Source organism: Paenibacillus sp. NPDC093718 (assembly GCF_050279985.1).
In the GTDB taxonomy this organism is placed as follows: domain Bacteria; phylum Bacillota; class Bacilli; order Paenibacillales; family Paenibacillaceae; genus Paenibacillus_AQ.
In genome coordinates, this window is record NZ_JBNNUS010000004.1 from 469,812 (window position 1) to 488,902 (window position 19,091).

The following is a 19,091-nucleotide window of genomic DNA, read 5'->3' on the forward strand; positions in this document are numbered from 1 at the left end:
GTTTATTTACAGTCCGCTAATGCAGCCTCCAAACGGCCCTTATGTATCGAGTAAGGTTTTCGTGCCCCTTCTTTACGCAATACGCCTTCAGACACCAGTTGACTGATGATCGGCGTTACAGTTTCCCGGATACTCCCTGCCATGCTTGCCAGCTCCTGATGGGTCAGTTCAATCTCTAGAGGTATCCAATCGTGCATACGCTGCGTACCCGACGGGAATTTGGCGGCCAGCTTACGGAACAGGAAAAGCAGCCGCTGCCGCACGCTCCCGTAAGCCATATAGCCTAACAGTTCTTCAACCTCCTTCAACCTGGCCGTTACGAGCTCAATGTACTTTAAGGCAAGGTCCGGCTTTTCACTGATGATCTTTCGGAATTGCCAACCCTCCATTTCACAAATGACGGAGTCTTCCATCGTGACAGCAAACATGGCAGCGCCCGCATGAAAGGATGTCATCTCCCCAAACAGATGACCCGCGCCCAAAATATCAAGCGTCAGCTCCTTCCCTTCTTCCGTCAGCTTGTAGAGACGCACCTTTCCTGATTTTACGATGTACAGCACTTTTGGCTCCATATGAGGAGAGGCCACCACGGTACCCTTGTTTCGAGTTTCGAGCGGCGTTACATGATTCAACTTCACCAGCTCTTCCTCGCTAAGCCCGTTAAACAGATCCATTCTGGATAAGTACTTTACCATCTCCATACCGCTTCCCCCTTTCCCTTTGTATTCTGGACTACATACTCCAGCGTTTCTTGGCGTGTAAACTAACCCTGAAGCGGCATCAGCCGCCAGAGAAAACAAAGGAGTGATGTTCAAATGGAGCCGCTATGGATCATTTTGCTACAATGTATATTGATCGGAATGTTTACCCTTTCCGCATCGTTTAAGTTTCTTCGTACCCGTTCGATGGTAGCGCACTGGACCGAATACCGGTATCCCTCTTGGGGTATGTTCGCTATTGCCGGTCTGGAAACAGCAGGGATCGTCCTAATGATATCAGCATTCTGGGTGCCAGAGTACAAGATTTATGCTGCTTCTCTATTTACGGTTCTGATGGTGGGGGCTATTCATGCCCATCTGGTGCGAGCCAAGCACAAACCCATCATGGCCCTGAATGCATTGCTCATGCTGGTGTTGTCTGTTATCCTTATTTTTCAATAGCGGTACGGTTGAATTATGAATACAGCCCCTTAGGCTTCTGTACATACGCCGACAAAAAAGAGGCTCCCCATCTGTTGTTACAGACGGTGAGCCTCTTGAGTTTCTTCTAATCGCTATCTTTATATTATTTCACCCATTTATGCAGAAGCGGCCCTTCCTCTCCAAAGACAGGATCCGTATCCGGAACAGGCACGCTTCGGATTTCGTTGATCGCCTGCGCGCGATCCGTCGGGTTCCGCTCCCTCATATTCGGCGTATTCCCTTCAGGATAGGCACCGATCACTTCAAAATCAGGGGTGCTCGTGAGTTTCATATGTGCAGTGCCTGCCGGCAAGACAATCACATCGCCTGTGGCAAGCTCCAGCCGTTCTCCCGCATCGCCGCCCACCAGGACGGTTGCGCTTCCGGACCGCACACCCAGGACTTCGTGCGTATTGCTGTGATAATGATGGTAATCGTATACGCCGCCTGCCCAGCTCCCGCTCCAGTGATGCCGGTTGAAGGCTGCCTCCAAGCCGCTCGGGTTATCCGCGAACACCCCATTGTATACAATGACCGGCAGATCGGGATTATTGGGAACCTCTCCATCGTCTTTCACGAAAAATGATCTGACATGTACCTCCACGGTCATCCGCTCCTTTCTACTCATTGATGCACTCGTAGTACCAGTACCCGGGGCGAGCCGTTTTCAAACCGAGTGTTCAAAAATAGTATTATGAAAGAAGGTTAAAGCGATTTGACCGTTCTTTGTTGTATCATGTCCGAGCCGCCCAGCATAGCCTCCGCAATCACCAGAAAATCCTCTCGTTTGATCTCAAAATGCCCATAACGAAAGGCATACCCCCAATTTCGATTCCCTCGCACATGGGATTCGGATACCACTCCAATCCAATAACGGGTCCGTTCTTCTGATTGATCAAGCATATCTTGATAGTCCATGTCCTGACGTCTCTTCATACACGCTGCTGCTCTAATGCCTGTTTCAGTCGGTCTAGCTGCCGGAGATGATGCCGATAGTGCATCTCGATAAGCAAAAACCACTCTTGTGCATGCAATCCTCCGAACCTCGGATGGGGGACAGTTAGCTGCAGGGATGCCTCTCCAAGCATCGGCTCAGTTTGTCTCATTCGTTGGATGACGGTATCCAAACCTTGCATCAACTGCTCTTTGGTTGCTGGCTGCTCCGGTGTATATTGGGGAGACGGCGGAACCTGAATGCGAATGGGCGGGAAACTGCCCTGTTCGAATATCGCCATACCTTGTTCCGTTTTTCCCGTTGGAGAGGCCGGAGCATCCCCAGTCGGGTTTAAACATAACTCAATATTTCGCAGATGCATGAATAGCGCCGATTGAATCAAGTGCTGATACATTTGCCCGATCGACCACTCGTCCTCTGCCTGTCTGTACTTTAATTCCTCTATGCTAAAGCCGTCCAGCTCCTGCACATAAACTCTTACCGTCTCTTCAAACCGGTGCAATGCTTCTGTTGTACTCATATCAACCACTCCCTTAAATCGTCTTTGTACCGAATATACAAAAACGCTACTGACAACGTCATGTCAGTAGCGTTTTAACATCTTTTCCGCTTCGTCGCGGACTCGATCACGGAACGAATCGGGTTCAAGGACAACGACATTCGATCCCCAGCCGAGCACCCATTGCATGATCTCCTCCGGCCGGCGAACACGAAAGCACACAAGCAGCCCGTCCTCGCATTCTTCCACTGTCTCCATATAATAACTTCCTGCTTCCTTAACTCGATCCGCAATCTCGGGATTTACCAGAATCCGAACCCGCAGGTTACGGTCATCCGGAGGTCGATAGTCCTCCAAGTCAAAATCGGGCGGCATCTCAAAACGCTCCTCAAGAACCCTCAGTTCCTTCATGCGGGACAGCCGAAAATGACGAATGCCTTGCCGAAGGTCACACCAGGCAACTAATGTCCATGAGCCTTGAAGAAATGCCAGTCCATAAGGAGCTGCCGAGCGAAAGCTCTTTCGGTCGCCTTGGGAATCGGACATTTTCTTCAAATAATGGAATTCTACCTTCCGCTCTTCCAGTATGGCTTGGCGAACCATTCCAACATAATCCTTCTCTTCTCCTGAAGTTGCCTTGTTACCGGGAGTTATCAGCCGCACGGTCTTCCGAACCCGGGAAGCATCTGCACGGACAGGCTCCGGTAGAATAGACTCTATCTTTTTACGGGAAGCCTGAGCTTTCAAACCATATCCTGCGTCAAAGCGTTGTTCGATGAAATCCGTTCCAATGAGCAGTGCCACGGCTTCCTCCGCCGTGAACATGACCGGTGGCAGAAAATACCCCGCCATTAACGAATACCCTTGCCCGGGAGCTCCCATCACGGGTACGCCCGCTTCGCTAAGGGCCTGAATATCCCGGTAGATGGTCCGGACGCTCGTCTCGAATATGGATGCCAAATCTTCTGCCCGCACAACCTTTCGCTGCTGCAGCTCAAGCACGATAGCCAGCATCCGATCTGTCTTGTTCATGCTGCTGTACCTCCCGTTCCATGATTAAAGCCGGTACTCTATTATTCTGCAAACAGCGCAACCGATCAAGATGGTCAGCTTACACCTCTCCCCAGTACACTTTCGTCTCATAATCAAAAAACACGCAGCCATCCTGCTCATTCCGTTCAAATATCGTGCGCAGCTCGTTCATCATCGGATCGTAGTTCGGATGCCCCGGCAGCGGAGCGTAAGAGGACGAGTGCAAACGGCCGCATAATCCCTCATAATCAAACGTCTGCCGATTGAAGAATTTCGCTTCCTTCATGTCCCCTCCCCGGAAAAAAGCAGCCAGCGTTTCACGCGAAATGTTCTTCTGATCTACTTCTTTATAATCGGTGCCATAGGTTAGGAGCAGCTGCTCATACGCTTCCAGAAACGGCGTTCCCTGCGTGAGCCTGGAATTCCATATCAGGGCAACCTTTCCGCCCGGTCTCAGGATCCGCCGGAACTCCGATTGGGCGGAAACACGGTCAAACCAATGAAAAGCCTGGGCGCTCACGATATGATCCACCGATTGATCAGGCAGTCCCGTCACTTCGGCTGAACCCGAGACTACTCGAAAGCCGGGCTCGCCTCCAAGGTCCGACTCGGCAGCTTCACGCATCGCCTGATTGGGCTCTACGGCCGTTACGCGGCTCCCCCGCTTCAGCAGCAGCTTCGTGAAGATCCCCGTCCCGGCGCCAATATCGGCTATCTCGCCGTCCAATCCTACCGTATCATACAAATAATCCATGACCTCTTGCGGATAACTCGGGCGATACTTCGTGTACGAATCGACGCGATTCGAAAACCGTTCCTTGCTGTTCATCCTAAACCACGCTCCCCTCCAAGATATAAGCGAAATCCAGACACGACGATTTTGGTTTCATTAGATGAAACCTAATTTCATTTTCAACTCCATTTTATAGCAACACTTGCTTATTAGCCAGCTTTTGTTGCCTAACACCTAACCAGATCGGCGAAACTTTCGTGCGGGCACTTGCGATACAGATAACCCCGCATTCGCCTGGGGAGGCAAACCGGGGTTATCTGGGATTGCAGGACTGGAACGGACGTCTGTCGAGCTGAGTCGTCATTGTCGTTGCCGCCACCTGCATTATATGTTACAACAAACAGGCTGCCGGAACCTGCCGGTGCAGTTGTATCTAAGGCTCATACTCGCTCAGCTTCCCTTCATAGATCAGTTGCAGGCGCTCGCTTTGGCGAAAATCGTCCGGCGTCACCAAGGCCGGAAGCTTATCCCAAAGCCTGACTCCGGACCGCTTCAGAATCTCCGCCACGAATTGCGAACAGAAGTAGGAATTGCTGAATTCGATCGGCTCCTTCAGCGCAATGCCCAGGACGCCCAATATATTATAAAAATACTTTTTGTCCTTTCGTATGAAAGCCTGCAGGACCCGCTTCATTTTCGCGATGTCGCGTTCTGATACCTGAAGCTCATAGATGACACACGTCGTGTTGGGATATTTGCTGAACGTTCCCGTCTTCAAATCCTCCTTCACGAACCCGCCGTTCAGAGGATTGTTCGGATTCTTTCTCCCGAAGCTATATAACTCCGACAGCTCCCGATTAAAGGAGATCGAAGCATGGTTGTAAGGCGCTCTCGTGTATCCCTGAATGACTTTCGTAAAGAGCGTTCCGGTATTGGTAAGCAATATAAAGACCGATTGATCCTCTACCATTTACGAAATTTCCCCTTATCCGTATTGAATTATTCCTTCATAATAACATATGATTCCTTTAGTAGAACAAGAATGATACCCGTGATAAGTTGGTGATGACAGGCATATGGACAGTTCGCTTTTAACCTTAATTCTAATATTCTCCGTCTTATCGGTCATCCAGCTGCTCTATTATGTCATGAGCAAGACGCAGCCGAATATCGACTATACGGAAGTCGGATTTCGCATCAAAACTTGGTGGGGCATGCTGGTCATCTTCTGCTTGGCCACACTTCTGAATCCCGTGGTTTCCCTGCTATCCCTTATGGTGTTAACCTTCTTTACGCTCAAAGAATATTTCTCGATGATCAAAACACGAAAAGCCGATCGTCGTTTGTTTCTATGGGCGTATTTAACCATACCGGTCCAATTCTATTGGATCTACATCGAATGGTACGGGATGTTTATCGTGTTTATTCCGATCTATGTATTCCTGGTGCTGCCGCTTCCGCGGTTGATTAACAAAGGCACCGTCGGCTTTATGCGCAGCGTCAGCTCCACCCAATGGGGTCTGATGCTCATGGTGTTCGGTCTCAGCCACCTGGCCTATTTCCAATTTGCCACGCCTCAGTATGGAGCAGGGCTGGTGCTGTTTCTCGTCGTCTTAACGCAGCTGAACGATGTGGTCCACACGATCGCCTCCCTTTATTTTGGCAAACGAAGAATCGTGCCCACCTCGAACCCGAATCTGACTTGGGAAGGCTTTGCCTGCGCGTTTATCGTAACCACCGCGAGCTCCTATCTCATCTATCCCTATCTGACGCCGCTCAGCCCTACATTTGGCCTTCTGTCCGGCATGCTGATCAGCCTCGCCGGCTTCTTCGGCAGCTTGACGGTTTCAGTGCTGAAGCGCGATTTGTTAATCGGGGATGACGGACGGTTCGATGCCTTGAAGAAAAGCTATCTAAGCCGGGTCGACAGCCTGACCTATACCTCACCGATCTTTTTTCATTTCATCCGTTACTTTTACGACTTTATGTAGAAGTGCCAGACAACCCCTCAGGTACAGCACGGGGCGATGCAACCTTTAGAAGCCATAACCATGCGAGCTAGGCTCAACTTGGTTATGGCTTTTTTCAATGCATGAAATCCTATTAGTTCGAATACCCTTGAATCCTCGCTCCAAAAACCGTGCTGCTACCATGCCAAGTCGCTTTAGCCGCCTAAAATATAGAAAGTCTAACCAAAACAGAGACTGCTCTCGAAAAGCATCTATGTATTCGTTTTCTTGCTACATAGAGCGGTTTTACATTTATGAGCCAATTACGATAGTTTATTACATAGAGTGTCATGTGGATTTATATGTAATTAAAGGTTTTAAATGGATGATATTATCCCTTAATGCCTTGATTTTATCCCTTGACATTGCTTGCTATAGAAAAAGCGCATACCTAATCCAAGTCCAATAGAGTAGGCGCACCATACTGGTCTTCATCACAAAGAGAGACAGAGAAGTGAGGAGTGAGGAGTTTGCAGTACTTTTTTTATGGATTAGCCGGCGTATTTCTCGTGTTTCAAACCCTGTATACGTTCATCCCGCTGCTATGCAGCAAGGTGAAGAAGCTGAATCCCGATCTCGCCGAAAAATCAATCTCGGTGCTCGTCCCCGCTTACAACGAGGAGCTGACGATTCGGAATTGCATCGATGCCATGGCGGGCTTGCGTTACAGCAACTATCAAATCATGATCATCAACGACGGCTCCAAGGATGGGACCCTATCCGCGCTTGACGAACTCCTGGATTTAGAGTCCGATGCCAGGATGGCAGACAACAGACTGACCTATAAACCGATAAAGGGATTCTATCGCTCGAACCGCTACCGCCATATTTACGTTATCGATAAGGTGAATGGTGGAAAAGCGGATTCGCTGAATGCTGGAATCGATCATGCCGCCTCCGATATCGTCATTACCCTGGATGCGGACAGCATGCTGGAAGCCGACTCGCTCAAGTATGTGAATCAATATTTCCACGATGATGACATCATTGCGCTGGGTGGTACAGTCAAAATCGTGCAGGGCGCCGTGCGTGACAAGAGCGGTGCCATCGTTGAGAAGTTTCGCGGAAAAGGGCTTATTAAGAGCCAGATCATCAATTATACGCACGGCTTCTACGTCCGCAAGCTGACGCAATCGTATTTTAATTCGATCGTGGTGATTTCAGGCGCTTTTGGCGCCTTCTATAAAGACGTTCTCATTCATGTCGACGGCTTCCGCAGCACGGTGGGCGAGGACATCGACATTACGCTGAAAATCCATGAATACATCAAGGCCAATCGGCTGAAGAAAAAACTCGTCTACGCCCCCGAAGCGGTATGCTACACCGAATGCCCGGAGAATCTACCCAACTTCTATAAGCAGCGCATCCGCTGGCAAAAGGCCTTTATTGACTGCATCCTCATCTATTGGTCCAGGCTGTCTCGAAAATTCAGCGTCAGCGTGAGCCTGTTCTTTGCGATTGACGGGTTTATGCTGGGGACACTCTCCGCGTTTACTACGATTTTTTATCTGGGGCAGACCCTGATTGTTGGCGGAAACCTCCTGCATGCCATCATCTTCCTGCTGATGAGCGTGCTGCTGAATGCGGCACAGATCATGATCGCCCTGTACTTATGCCGCAAATATGGCAGTACGTATACATTTTCAGATTATATAAAGATGTTCTTGTTCAGCCAAGCGGAGCTGTTAACCTACCGAAATTTGCTGCTGTACATTAACATTGCGGGGACATTCAAATATTTTGACAATGATGAAGGCTGGGGCTTCGTGGAGCGCAAAGGCGTGGCCGCCATTAGCCAGAACATCGCCGCAGGATCGAATTAACTTAAGGTGAAGGAGGCTGCCTGAAGCAGCATGGTTTCCAATAAAAGAATTATCTATGTCGATATCCTAAGAATTCTATCCATTGTTGCCGTCATCATCCTGCACTACACAGCGGAGGTGCTGACCCGCACGAATGATTTCCATTCCTCCTCCTGGTGGATTAGCAACGGGTTCAACTCCATATCCCGCTTCGCCGTGCCGGTTTTCTTCATGATCAGCGGGGCGATGATCCTGCGCACGAAGATTACCTCCTACCGGGAGTTCTATGCAAAGCGCGTCGTACCGCTGCTCATTCCCCTTCTGACCTGGTCGCTCATCTATGGCTTGTACAATCAATACTATCTGATACGAAGCAAGCTGAATGCCTATGAGTTTGTTGTTGACTTCGGGTATCGGCTGCTGACCGACCGGAATTATGTGCATCTGTGGTTCCTGTACGCCATTATTGCCATCTACATGACGGTGCCGCTGATGAGCAAATTTATCAAATCCTGCAGCGAGAAGGATCTCCGGTATTATCTGCTCCTCTGGTTCATCGTCAGTATCGCTTATCGCTTCATCTCGGATGCCGTATTTCGTGCAACGGATCAATACATCAACATTCCGATCATGAACATCCCGTTCTTCATGGGCTTCCTCGGCTATTTTATACTGGGGTACTATCTCTTCCACTTTGAGCTGGCGCTCAAAACCAAGAACATCCTATACAATTTGGGCTTCATCTCGTTTTTTATTACGCCGGTGGCCACCTATTTTGTCTCGCTGCGCAGCGGTGTCCTGGATGAAATGTTCTACGGCAACCATTCCGTCAACACGTTCTTCATGGCTGTCGGGTTGTTTATCTTCTTTAAGGAGAAGGAGGCCCGAATTCGCGATCAAGTGAACCATAAAATCCAGAAATTGATCAGCTCGGTCTCCCGGGCGAGCTTCAGCATCTATCTGATTCACCTGCTGGTCGAGATGATGTTATCCGGCCGAACCGAGGTTGAGGCCACGTTTCTGGAGGCCTCCCTCAGTCTGATCGTGAATATCTCCATCATCTTCGCCATCAGCTACATCACCGTCAAGGTGCTGAACCTAAGCAAGACGGCAACCTACATTCTATTTGGCGGGCGGGGTTAAAAGACGATGAGAATAACGATATATACGAAAATATTCATTGTGGTGCTGCTTGCGGGCATGGGTCTCTATTTCTATCAGATCTCCGCGGCAGAGGACCGGAAAATCACGGCAGTCTACGTGGAGGCCTGGCAGGATTACCGAAACATCAAGTTATCGGAGAAAGGCGTGGACATCGCGTTTATCGCTTTTGCGAAGATCAAGGGAACGGATCTCTACTTCCATGAAGACAGCACGACCAACAACCAGATCAAAGAAAACATCAAGCAGTTGAAAGCGGCGAATCCGAAGACCCAAATGGTGCTGGCCGTAGGCGGCTATGGTGCGGATGGGTTCTCCGACGCTTCGCTGGACGGCAACCGGTACCTTTTCACCGAGAGCATCATCAACCTGGTCAAGGAGCTGGATCTGGACGGCGTGGATATCGACTGGGAGTATCCGGCGTTCCATGCCTGGAATACGCAGAAAGCGCGCCCGGAGGATACGAAGAATTTCACCAGTCTGATGAAGGAGCTGCGCGAGAAGCTGTACAGGCTGCCTCACAAGAACAAGAAATATCTGCTGACGTTCGCCTCCGGAACCCAGGACTGGTATTTCCAAAACGTCGAGGTCAAAAAAGTGGAGAAATACGTCGATTACATCAACGTCATGACCTACGACCTGACAGGCAAGTGGTCCGACACCACAGGCTTTAACTCTAATCTGTATGTGGACAGCCAAGGGAAATCCAAGCACTCCATTGATGGCATTATCTCGATGTACCTGGACCATGATATCGACAGCAGGAAGCTGCTGCTCGGCGTCCCTGCTTATTCGTACGGCTGGAAAAACGTGAAAGAGGCCAAGGGTACCAAAGACGGACTCTTCGCACCCGGAACGCCCATCGACATCGACAAGGTGAACCTCAATTATAAGCAGATCGAGAAGGCCTACCTAAACAAAAACGGCTTCACGCGTTATTACGACAACAAAGCGAAGGCCGCCTACCTCTATGACGGTAATACCTTTATCAGTTACGAGGATCAGGAAGCCTTGAAGGAGAAGGTGACCTACATCCAGAGTAAGAATCTCGGAGGCGCGATGGTATGGCAGTACTCCCAGGACGCGGAGGATGGCATCGTGAAGTATCTGGCGGAGCATTTGAATGAGAGACAGCAAGACGACAAGCGGTAACATTCAGTACCTTTTCTAAAGCTATCCTTGACAGCGTCTTTACTGGGGTACACGCCTGACGTCACCATGCCCCTACCGCAAAAAAGCCGATGATACCTCGCAGTCGAATGCGGATCATCGGCTTTTTTTAATATTTTCTGGCAGACTCCCGCAAGTGCCTGGTGCGGCCGTTTAAAGAGCTTGCCTGATCGCTTTTCACCCGTAATTCTAACAGCCTCTATGTGACTGTATCGATTAAAGTAAAGAGCTTTGTCCTTTTTGATCCATCTAATCACGATATGGCAGAAGATAAAGAACCATAACAGTCCTGTAAGGAAAGCCACTCCAATTGCAAAAAGGTTGGCTAGAAGATCTTCACCCATATGATTAGAAAATATCTCCGATAAGGCTGAACACAATAAAGGCAAATAGACAATGGCGTAACGTCGGCTCAAACTTCCTATCCAATTCCCCTTTTCCGGAAGTAATCTCATGCGAACGATCTTGGAACCCACCGTATTTCCTTTCCAAATCACAGGGATAACGACCATCAACACAAAGAAAACAATGGCAAAGATGATCTCGTCAACAAGTAATCCTGGACTCTTCAGCAACCCGAATATAAAGCCGGTTATCACTCTGGCAATAATAATATTTAGAAGAACCTCCATGAGCTGGGCACCAAAGGTTGCTTTTCTCTGATTGTGAAAGAAGTGGCTTTGCTCACTAAGGGTTTCCCGCGATGGTATTAACACCAAAAACATGGGCGCGAGTATAAAGCCAAGGACGGTCCCAACCGTATTCGTCAACAAATCATCTACATCAAATATACGATAGGGGCATTCATAAAAGCCAAACAAAGCGGTTCGTTGGGTTATTTCAAAGAAAAGCGAAACACCAAAGCCAATAAGAGCAGCATGAAACCATTTCGCTTTGCCCTTAAAAAAATACCTCAGAAACACACCTAATGGAAACAAGAGCAAAACATTAAAAAACATTTGATAAAAGGCCCGCGTTGTTAACAAATGGATATAACTCGAAGGGGCCGTCCAATGAAATCCGCTTTCTCGTTGAATATCCCGTATAAATTGAAAAGGACGAAATTGAGTGAATATCGTGCCGGGATCCATTGAAACACAATTATTCCGAGCGCTGGGGAGTGGAAAAATCACTAAGAAGAAAGCACTTAATCCATAAAAGATAAAACTTAAGATAAGTAATGTTCTCCAAAAGCTAAAGTACCCATGTTTACGATACTGATAAACCGCCCAAGGGAGCGTCAGAAAGGACGCTAATACAAAACAAATGGATAAAGCAATGAAAACAGGCATTACATAGGCTTGCATTTCATTCTCCCTTTCTGGAAGCAGCTAGTCTTTAGTGTTTATATAAGTGTTTCCAAAAGATTGATCTGGCAATACTTTATGATCCAGTTCATCAAAGGGCACATAGACGTACATGATCTGTGAATAAAAATCGATATTGACTTGGTGTTAACACCAAGTTGTACGATAATAGGGCAAACCAAGCGCTGCTGCAGAAAGAGGTGCCAACATGGGAGAGTCATTTTCCATCAAACAAGTATCTAAACGAACCGGCTTGACTGAGGATGCCATTCGCCATTACGAGAAGATCGGTCTCCTTCCTCCTCCCAAAAGGAAAGATAATGGCCATCGTGTCTATCACATAGAGGATGCCGAGATTATGGAACTGATCATATGCCTGAAGAAGACAGGAATGTCGCTGGAGGATATGAAAGCATATGTACATCTTCCCTTTAAGGAAAATATTCAGTCCGTTCCGGAGCTGAACGCTATGCTCCAGAATTACCGTCAGAAAATTACCGATCAAATTTCGGACCTAAAGCGCATTCTGCGGTTCATCGATGACAAGTTGATCCATAATCAGTCCCTGCTAAATCCCGATAGGGCGACCAGCGAAGAATCTTAAGTATAGGAGAATGACACATGACACATAAAAGAAATAATCGAGTCGCCTTGATCACGGGCGCAAGCTCCGGCATTGGCTTGGAGCTAACCAAGCGATTGTTATCCGAAGGCTGGCAAGTCCTCGCTTTGATCCGTACTGCCTTTCCAACGGACGATGCACGGATTCAAGATGCACTGCGATTGCAGCAGCTCAGAACGTACAAAGCCGATTTGTCGGACTTCACGGATCTCCAAGCCTCGCTGAATCAGATCAAAAAACACGAGGATCATATCGACCTGCTGTTTAATAACGCAGGTGTCTCCTTTGGCGAATTATCCTACTCCAAACAAGGGCGCGAAATGCATTTTGAAGTAAACTCCGTGGTGCCTTATATCATCTTGATGGAAATGAAAGAGCTCCTGGCGAGAGGCAGCTACAAGACGGTAATCAATACGTCCTCCAATGCGTTGTTGTATCTCAAACAGTTCGATTACCATACGTTGGCTTCCCCTACCGTGTTCAAGAAGCTGGTTGGACCTTATGCCGCGAGTAAATTAGCGCTATCGTTGTGGACTCAGGAGATCGCCAATTCCATACAGAAGGATGGCATTATGATCCGGAGTGTCTGTCCGGGAGCAAATAAAACAACCATCACCAACAACGCCGGAATGCCAAGATTTATGATCCCGATCCGCCACCTGTTCTTTTCCCATCCCAGTGAAGGAGCTTCACGTCTGTATGAAGCAGCGCTAGGCAGTTCCCCACAGTCGACGGGAGTCTTTCTCAACAAGGGGAAAGTAACCCCTTTGAAAATCTCGAACCAAGGTATGGAGGTGCTTGGCATGGTAGAACGGATCTATAGGCAGGAGTTTACCGCCATTTCTTAAACCCATGCAGCAGAATAAAAGGTGTTCGGCCCATCTCATGAAGGCCCTGTTATCAAGTTTGCTGCCATTCCTCGATGAAACGGATCGTGTTGCGTGCGTGATAATCTGCCAAATTTGATGCAAATGCCTGATCCGGGAATCCACGGTGAAGCAGCTTCAAGCCGCCAGAGGCTAATGAGATATAGTGATGCAGACGGTAAAACAACATCCGATTCAAATCGAGCCCGTTTTGGTGCAAGTAACGGTAATGCTTCCCGAAACGCAGCTCAAGAAACGTATGCTCATGCTCGATGTCAAAGTATTGCGCACCTTCAATATCAATGAGATAGGGCTCTAAACGGTCTGTGACCAGGATATGGTCAGGGCCCAACTCGCCGTGGATAAAGCCATAACGCTGACGGGAATCGATCCTGGATTCAAGCTCATGCAGTATAGCGAGCAGCCTGTCGTGATTCTTCCGGATACGCTCGTTATGCAGGATGATGTAGGACAGCTGTTCCCTAGCATTTTCCAACTGCACAAGATGGCATCGCTCCCGTTGATTCCCGCTTTGATCAGGCTTACCATAGTTCTGTCTTTGGTTTGCATGCATGCGTGCGATCATGTTGCCCACCCGTTCAAAGACCTCATCCGAAACCCGTTGATCCGGATGCTGAAAGTAGGCTTCCGCCTTTTGTCCCTCCATATATTGGACTAATACATAGTCAAAAGGGTATCGCTCCCGTTCCGTGTGAAGATCATATAGAGCAGGCGTCGAAATATCATGCTCCTTTAACCATCTGTTATTGATTTCGAACGAATGCCCGCCAAAGGATCGTTCATGCACACCTTCGTCCCCTATTTCTTCCTGAAAATAATTCTTCGTCAAGTCCCACACATACAACACGCATGAGAATCCATTTTGACACTGGATCTTATAGACAACCTTTTGCGCCCCGCCATGTATCCTCGTGACATCCGCCACAACATAACCGGTACCCAAAACTTTTCCGACATACTCCTGTACATCTGTTTCATCCAGGTGACAAGTCCAACTCATGAAACCACGCTCCATTTCGTTTGGTTTTGCCGGCTTCCCCACTCTATGGCATTTCCGGGCAAAAATATAGACTGTTTCTTTCGGCTCTGCTATGATGTTGAATAAGGTCTCGAAAAAAATTGCCATACGATCTATAGCCCTTGGACACCGGTCCACGGGCTTTTTTGATGCATCTCTATCATAAGTGATGAAAGGCCAAGCAAGGTAATTCTTGCTTGGCCTCGTTGAGGTTCTTGGATCATTCCTTCATCCTTACGTCCCGCAAAAGGTTCGGTAAGGACGGGACAGCTCAGGCACGATCGCATACTCCGCTTGTTCGGGGGAATGCGCATATGGATCGGACAGCACGTGGAGCAACTGCTCCATTACGGTGTAGTCTCCCTCCTGCTCCGCTGCTTCCAGCGCTTCCTCCACCCGATGGTTCCGGGGAATGACCGCCGGATTGCTGCTGCGCATTAATTGATGGGATTGTTCCTTTGATTCCTGCTGGCTGCCAAGTCTTGTTTGCCAGCGCTCATACCAGGAAGCTAACTCCGGCGTGCCGTTTAGAGGCGTATCCTCCAGCTTGTCAAACGTTAACGCACGGAAGGTATTGGTATAATCCGCCTGATGATCTTTCATCATCTTAAGGAGATCTTCGATCAAGGATTCGTCATCCTCCTCTTCATGGAAGATCCCCAGCTTGGCTCTCATGCCTGCAAGCCACTGCTCGTGATACAGATCGGTAAAGGTTCCGATCGCACCCTCGGCCAGCTTGACGGCCTGCTCCTCTTCTTCATGCAGCAGAGGCAGCAGGGATTCGGCCAATCTTGCGAGATTCCAAGCCGCAATATACGGCTGGTTGACATAAGCATAGCGGCCTTGTGAATCGATGGAGCTGAATACCGTATTCGGGTCAAAGGTATCCATGAAGGCACAAGGCCCATAATCAATCGTTTCGCCGCTGAGGGTCATATTATCGGTGTTCATCACACCATGGATAAAACCAACGAGCTGCCACTTGGCGATGAGAGCAGCCTGACGCTTGATGACCTCCTGAAGCAAGACCAGATAACGGTTGGCGCCGTCACCATGGTCAGCCTCCGGGTAATGCCGCTGCAGGGTGTAGTCCGCCAGAATCCGCAAATCCTCGGTTGTGCCCGCTCCCCTTACATATTGAAACGTCCCCACTCTCACGTGACTTGAGGCCACGCGGGTCAGAATCGCACCCGGCAGCTCTCTCTCACGAGTGACAGGCTGGCCGGTGGATACCACCGCCAGGCTGCGGGTGGTCGGAATCCCCAGCGCATGCATAGCCTCGCTGATGATATATTCGCGCAGCATCGGACCCAGAACCGCTCGACCATCGCCTCCACGGGAGTACGGCGTACGGCCTGAGCCCTTAAGCTGAATATCCATACGCTCACCCTGCGGCGTGATCTGTTCACCCAACAGGATCGCACGGCCGTCGCCCAGCATCGTGAAATAGCCGAATTGGTGCCCGGCATATGCCTGGGCGAGCGGCTCGGCCCCCTCGGGTATCTCGTTACCCCCGAGCATCGCTGCACCCTCTGGGTTCTTCAGCCCCTCGGCGTTTAAACCCAAAGATGCCGCCAACGGCTCATTAAGGATTACCAACTCCGGTGAGCGCACAGGCGTGGGATCTTGTTTGGTAAAAAAGGACTCCGGCAGCTCGGCATAACTGTTGTCAAAATTCCATCCTATATCGATCATGGCTTTCTTATGGGTCATGGGATCTCCTTCTTCATGCAGTGTGATGATGACAGTATCTACTTATTATTTAAACACAAGTCGCTCTTTGTAGGGTTTACTGAAGGAAATTTATTATTCGACTGTTTCAAAGGCCATATACTTTCTGATATCTTAAAAAAAATCGCTGTCGAGAATGCCTCGACAGCGATGTTAATCATACTAATCCAGATATTAATCCCGATTCGCCAGCTTCGCCAGCAACCGGATAATTTCGATATACAACCATACGAGTGTTACCAGCAAACCAAAAGAGCCGTACCATTCCATATATTTGGGTGCACCTTGCTGTGCTCCCTCTTCGATAAAGTTAAAATCGAGTATGAAATTCAGGGCAGCAATGATGATGATTACAACCGATATTCCGATGCCGATCGGGGTGCTGTCATGCAGGTAAGGCACCGCCACACCGAACAGACCGAGAACCATACTAAACAGGTATACAAGTGCAACGCCGATGGTTGCTGCAATGATCCCCTTTTTGAAGCCTGCGGTTGCCCGAATCAGACCTGTTTTATAAGCGAGCAGCATACCCAGGAAAATGCACATTGTCAGTAAAGCTGCTTGCAATGTGATTCCGTAATACAGATATTCGTAATGAGCGGATAATGCCCCGAGGAAGAATCCCTCCACTATCGCATAGATAGGCGCCAAGTAAGGTGCCGCCTTCGGCACAAAGCTGATGATCAGCGCCAGAACAAAGCCGCCTATGGCTCCCCCGATCATGAACGGGAACACATCATACCCGTTAAAATACATAACCCAAGAAATGACCGCTGCCCCGATCAGCAGCGCGAGCAGCATGAACGATTTGTTGACCGTTCCGCCAATCGTCATCGTTTCCTGGCCGTTGTAATACCCACTCTTCTCAAATGTTTCTTCGTTTAGTGTCGGATTTCCACTGCGCCCTATCAATTAAATGCCTCCCTAACTTTCTTTTTTTTATCCATTTTAGCACAGGTTGGAATATTTTAGGATACGCAAAATATTACATTACGGATGAATTGGATATGGGACCAATTCAATAACTCTATTGATGAAGCTGATAAAATCCATAGATCTGAAAATCATGAAGATCTTCTTCTGCAATCCACACCATTAGTCTTTTTTGTCCTACGCATCGAACTTCCTTTTTGTTCCCGCAAACATCCATGAATGCAAGGATGGCTTCGTCCACTAGGTAATTTACATTAACGATAAACAAATTGACGTGAAGGCTCCCGTCGATGCTATTCATCAGACGATAAATCTCCTCACGAAGCCTTTGATTGACCTCCCCAGCTTCACCCTGAATAGCTGTAAGCAATACATAATCGATTACTAAGCGCTCCCCATAGAAGTATGCCTGATTCTCATTATCCAAAGATTTTAACAATACATTCAGATACTGCATTCTTTGTCCACCTGATCCTTTAGCTAAAGTTAAAGTTGGAGACACTTGGATTAATAAGATTATTTTAGTGTATATAAGCACTATTTACAATTAAATATCGAATATTATATTCTGTTTGTTCCCATACTACTTCTTTAATCTGGAATAGAGGTGGTTAAAGATGCTCCTAAAAATGATAGGCGAACGTATCAAGCAGCTCAGAAAAAAACAGGGAATGACACAGGAGGAACTAGCAGAAAAGGCTGGGATAAACGCCTCTTACATAGGAACGGTAGAACGCGGGGAACGAAATATATCCATTGAAACACTGGAAAAGATCATCGAGGGACTAGGAGTATCGTCAGCAGCTATGTTCCAGTTCCACGAGACAGATAGTCTGGATATCGCAAGTGAGAAGGCAGAGGTCCTAGAATCCATCAGCTCGCTGCTTTATTCTCGTACATTGTCTGAAAGCAAGCTGCTCTTTCGTGTACTTAAAGACATCGTGGATACTATGGATCATCGGGAGAACTAATATAACCCCCATCTTTACATATACAAAGAAAAAGCATCTCCCACTCAGGAGATGCTTTATTCATTTCATGCTTATGTTATTGCTCCAGGCCGCCAACAAAAGCTTCGAAATTCGTAGCAAGACGGGTTATTTTGTAATCATTGGCCTTGTCCACATGGATGACTTCGGGCTCCCCGTCATTTCCGGATGAACGGTAGTCCAGCATCACGACCTCGGACTGGGAAGGACAATCGCAAATGACCACGCCAATCTCTGGGTATCCGCCATTCTCTATCATATAGCGGCTGCCCAAGCTTCCGCACAATGATTTTTTCTTCTCTCGTCCAATGCCCATAATACCTGTAATTTCAATATAATCCTGCGCTCCATCTCCGATAGGAAATTTCCGGTAGCGGGGAATTCCGCCATTATGTAATTTCATTGCTTGAATATAAGAGGCGGGAAGCTTGAAGACTAATGCTTCCTCCACAGATTCAATCAATTCATCCGTAGGCGGAGCCGACACGTATTGGTCTGCCTCAAGCGCGCCATCATCCCAGAAATTCAGCACATCGGGGTCCGTATAAGACACTGCAGTTGACTCAATAGCAGGTTTCGGAGCGGTTTTGTTGCGAATCCACTCCAGAAACTCCAACGTATCCTCATCGCCGGGATCCAAGTGATCGGCTACTTCAAATGCTTTGCGAGCATCTTCATACCGCTCCAAATAGTAATAAGCAAGGCCTATGCGGTAATGCCACAAGGGATCATCCTTGCCCTCTTCTTTAATGGATAGGAATTGCTCAACCGCCTCTTCATAACGTTCGAGATTGTTCAACGCTCTGCCCAAGTGACTGATCAGCTCATAATCCCGCTCTTCCTCAGGAATCTCCGTAATCGCATCTACAATCTCTTCAAATTCATCCTCTTCATGCCACTCTTCCAGCTGCTCTATTAGCTCCTCACTCATCGTTTCACGCCTCCCACACTAATCCATCCTTTCTGAGATTATACCATTCCGGCATGTCACTCTCCAGCATGGAAGACTGGAGCACTTGTAATGCAGATAAACTTCATGATGCTTAGGAATTTGTTCAA

20 protein-coding genes and 1 pseudogene are annotated in these 19,091 nt (G+C 48.3%); 8 read left to right on the plus strand and 13 right to left on the minus strand.

Features of this window, described 5'->3' with window-relative positions; translation table 11 throughout:
- Positions 1-2: 2 nt before the first annotated feature.
- Positions 3-701 carry a Crp/Fnr family transcriptional regulator gene (locus tag ACQKPA_RS15025; RefSeq protein ID WP_427493424.1) on the minus strand — a complete coding sequence of 233 codons (699 nt, stop codon included), beginning with the start codon at positions 699-701 and terminating at the stop codon, positions 3-5.
- A 114-nt stretch (positions 702-815) separates the two neighbouring features.
- On the opposite strand from ACQKPA_RS15025, the gene ACQKPA_RS15030 reads away from it, so the two are divergent.
- A complete protein-coding gene (locus tag ACQKPA_RS15030; protein ID WP_427493425.1) occupies positions 816-1,160 on the plus strand; it encodes a DoxX family protein in 345 nt (114 codons plus the stop codon).
- A gap of 124 nt (positions 1,161-1,284) precedes the next feature.
- Here ACQKPA_RS15030 and ACQKPA_RS15035 read toward each other — a convergent pair whose 3' ends face one another.
- The 6 genes from ACQKPA_RS15035 to ACQKPA_RS15060 form a co-directional block, all read right to left on the minus strand.
- Positions 1,285-1,785, minus strand: coding sequence for a cupin domain-containing protein (locus ACQKPA_RS15035; RefSeq protein ID WP_427493426.1), 501 nt, complete (start codon positions 1,783-1,785; stop codon positions 1,285-1,287).
- A gap of 101 nt (positions 1,786-1,886) precedes the next feature.
- Positions 1,887-2,099 carry a hypothetical protein gene (locus tag ACQKPA_RS15040; protein WP_427493427.1) on the minus strand — a complete coding sequence of 71 codons (213 nt, stop codon included), beginning with the start codon at positions 2,097-2,099 and terminating at the stop codon, positions 1,887-1,889.
- Between the two features lie 14 nt (positions 2,100-2,113).
- Positions 2,114-2,656 carry a DinB family protein gene (locus ACQKPA_RS15045; protein WP_427493428.1) on the minus strand — a complete coding sequence of 181 codons (543 nt, stop codon included), beginning with the start codon at positions 2,654-2,656 and terminating at the stop codon, positions 2,114-2,116.
- Between the two features lie 63 nt (positions 2,657-2,719).
- Complete coding sequence (locus ACQKPA_RS15050; protein ID WP_427493429.1) at positions 2,720-3,667, minus strand: helix-turn-helix transcriptional regulator; 948 nt, start codon at positions 3,665-3,667, stop codon at positions 2,720-2,722.
- A 79-nt stretch (positions 3,668-3,746) separates the two neighbouring features.
- The gene (locus ACQKPA_RS15055) at positions 3,747-4,496 is read right to left on the minus strand and encodes a class I SAM-dependent methyltransferase (RefSeq protein WP_427493430.1); all 750 of its coding nucleotides are present in this window, start codon (positions 4,494-4,496) and stop codon (positions 3,747-3,749) included.
- 337 nt (positions 4,497-4,833) lie between these two features.
- Positions 4,834-5,370 carry a hypothetical protein gene (locus ACQKPA_RS15060; protein WP_427493431.1) on the minus strand — a complete coding sequence of 179 codons (537 nt, stop codon included), beginning with the start codon at positions 5,368-5,370 and terminating at the stop codon, positions 4,834-4,836.
- A 106-nt stretch (positions 5,371-5,476) separates the two neighbouring features.
- On the opposite strand from ACQKPA_RS15060, the gene ACQKPA_RS15065 reads away from it, so the two are divergent.
- The 4 genes from ACQKPA_RS15065 to ACQKPA_RS15080 all read left to right on the plus strand — a co-directional run bounded on the left by ACQKPA_RS15065 (position 5,477) and on the right by ACQKPA_RS15080 (position 10,524).
- Entirely contained in the window at positions 5,477-6,391 is a 915-nt protein-coding gene (locus ACQKPA_RS15065) for a phosphatidate cytidylyltransferase (protein WP_071220583.1), read from the plus strand.
- 488 nt (positions 6,392-6,879) lie between these two features.
- The gene (locus tag ACQKPA_RS15070) at positions 6,880-8,232 is read left to right on the plus strand and encodes a glycosyltransferase family 2 protein (RefSeq protein ID WP_427493432.1); all 1,353 of its coding nucleotides are present in this window, start codon (positions 6,880-6,882) and stop codon (positions 8,230-8,232) included.
- 30 nt (positions 8,233-8,262) lie between these two features.
- Positions 8,263-9,354 (plus strand): acyltransferase, encoded by a 1,092-nt coding sequence (locus tag ACQKPA_RS15075; RefSeq protein WP_427493433.1) that lies wholly within the window; start codon positions 8,263-8,265, stop codon positions 9,352-9,354.
- Between the two features lie 6 nt (positions 9,355-9,360).
- Positions 9,361-10,524: a glycoside hydrolase family 18 protein gene (locus tag ACQKPA_RS15080; RefSeq protein WP_427493434.1), complete on the plus strand. Its 1,164-nt coding sequence runs from the start codon at positions 9,361-9,363 to the stop codon at positions 10,522-10,524.
- Between the two features lie 749 nt (positions 10,525-11,273).
- Here ACQKPA_RS15080 and ACQKPA_RS15085 read toward each other — a convergent pair.
- Positions 11,274-11,849: pseudogene (locus ACQKPA_RS15085) on the minus strand (VanZ family protein); the annotation flags it as partial.
- Between the two features lie 208 nt (positions 11,850-12,057).
- Between ACQKPA_RS15085 and ACQKPA_RS15090 the strand changes: the two are divergent.
- Both ACQKPA_RS15090 and ACQKPA_RS15095 read left to right on the plus strand, forming a co-directional pair.
- On the plus strand, positions 12,058-12,453 hold the full coding sequence (locus tag ACQKPA_RS15090) for a MerR family transcriptional regulator (RefSeq protein WP_427493435.1): 396 nt from the start codon (positions 12,058-12,060) through the stop codon (positions 12,451-12,453).
- A gap of 17 nt (positions 12,454-12,470) precedes the next feature.
- Positions 12,471-13,319, plus strand: a complete 849-nt coding sequence (locus tag ACQKPA_RS15095) for an SDR family NAD(P)-dependent oxidoreductase (RefSeq protein ID WP_427493436.1) — start codon at positions 12,471-12,473, stop codon at positions 13,317-13,319.
- A 52-nt stretch (positions 13,320-13,371) separates the two neighbouring features.
- On the opposite strand, the gene ACQKPA_RS15100 is transcribed toward ACQKPA_RS15095, so the two are convergent.
- The 4 genes from ACQKPA_RS15100 to ACQKPA_RS15115 all read right to left on the minus strand — a co-directional run bounded on the left by ACQKPA_RS15100 (position 13,372) and on the right by ACQKPA_RS15115 (position 17,500).
- Positions 13,372-14,358 (minus strand): phosphotransferase, encoded by a 987-nt coding sequence (locus tag ACQKPA_RS15100; protein WP_427493437.1) that lies wholly within the window; start codon positions 14,356-14,358, stop codon positions 13,372-13,374.
- 252 nt (positions 14,359-14,610) lie between these two features.
- The gene (locus ACQKPA_RS15105) at positions 14,611-16,089 is read right to left on the minus strand and encodes a protein adenylyltransferase SelO (RefSeq protein WP_427493438.1); all 1,479 of its coding nucleotides are present in this window, start codon (positions 16,087-16,089) and stop codon (positions 14,611-14,613) included.
- Positions 16,090-16,281: 192 nt separating this feature from the next.
- Positions 16,282-17,022: a Bax inhibitor-1/YccA family protein gene (locus ACQKPA_RS15110; protein WP_100541234.1), complete on the minus strand. Its 741-nt coding sequence runs from the start codon at positions 17,020-17,022 to the stop codon at positions 16,282-16,284.
- A 115-nt stretch (positions 17,023-17,137) separates the two neighbouring features.
- On the minus strand, positions 17,138-17,500 hold the full coding sequence (locus ACQKPA_RS15115; protein ID WP_427493439.1) for a hypothetical protein: 363 nt from the start codon (positions 17,498-17,500) through the stop codon (positions 17,138-17,140).
- Between the two features lie 160 nt (positions 17,501-17,660).
- Between ACQKPA_RS15115 and ACQKPA_RS15120 the strand changes: the two genes are divergently transcribed.
- Complete coding sequence (locus ACQKPA_RS15120) at positions 17,661-18,014, plus strand: helix-turn-helix domain-containing protein (RefSeq protein ID WP_427493440.1); 354 nt, start codon at positions 17,661-17,663, stop codon at positions 18,012-18,014.
- Positions 18,015-18,090: 76 nt separating this feature from the next.
- Here ACQKPA_RS15120 and ACQKPA_RS15125 read toward each other — a convergent pair whose 3' ends face one another.
- The gene (locus ACQKPA_RS15125) at positions 18,091-18,963 is read right to left on the minus strand and encodes an SMI1/KNR4 family protein (RefSeq protein ID WP_427493441.1); all 873 of its coding nucleotides are present in this window, start codon (positions 18,961-18,963) and stop codon (positions 18,091-18,093) included.
- Between the last annotated feature and the right edge of the window lie 128 nt (positions 18,964-19,091).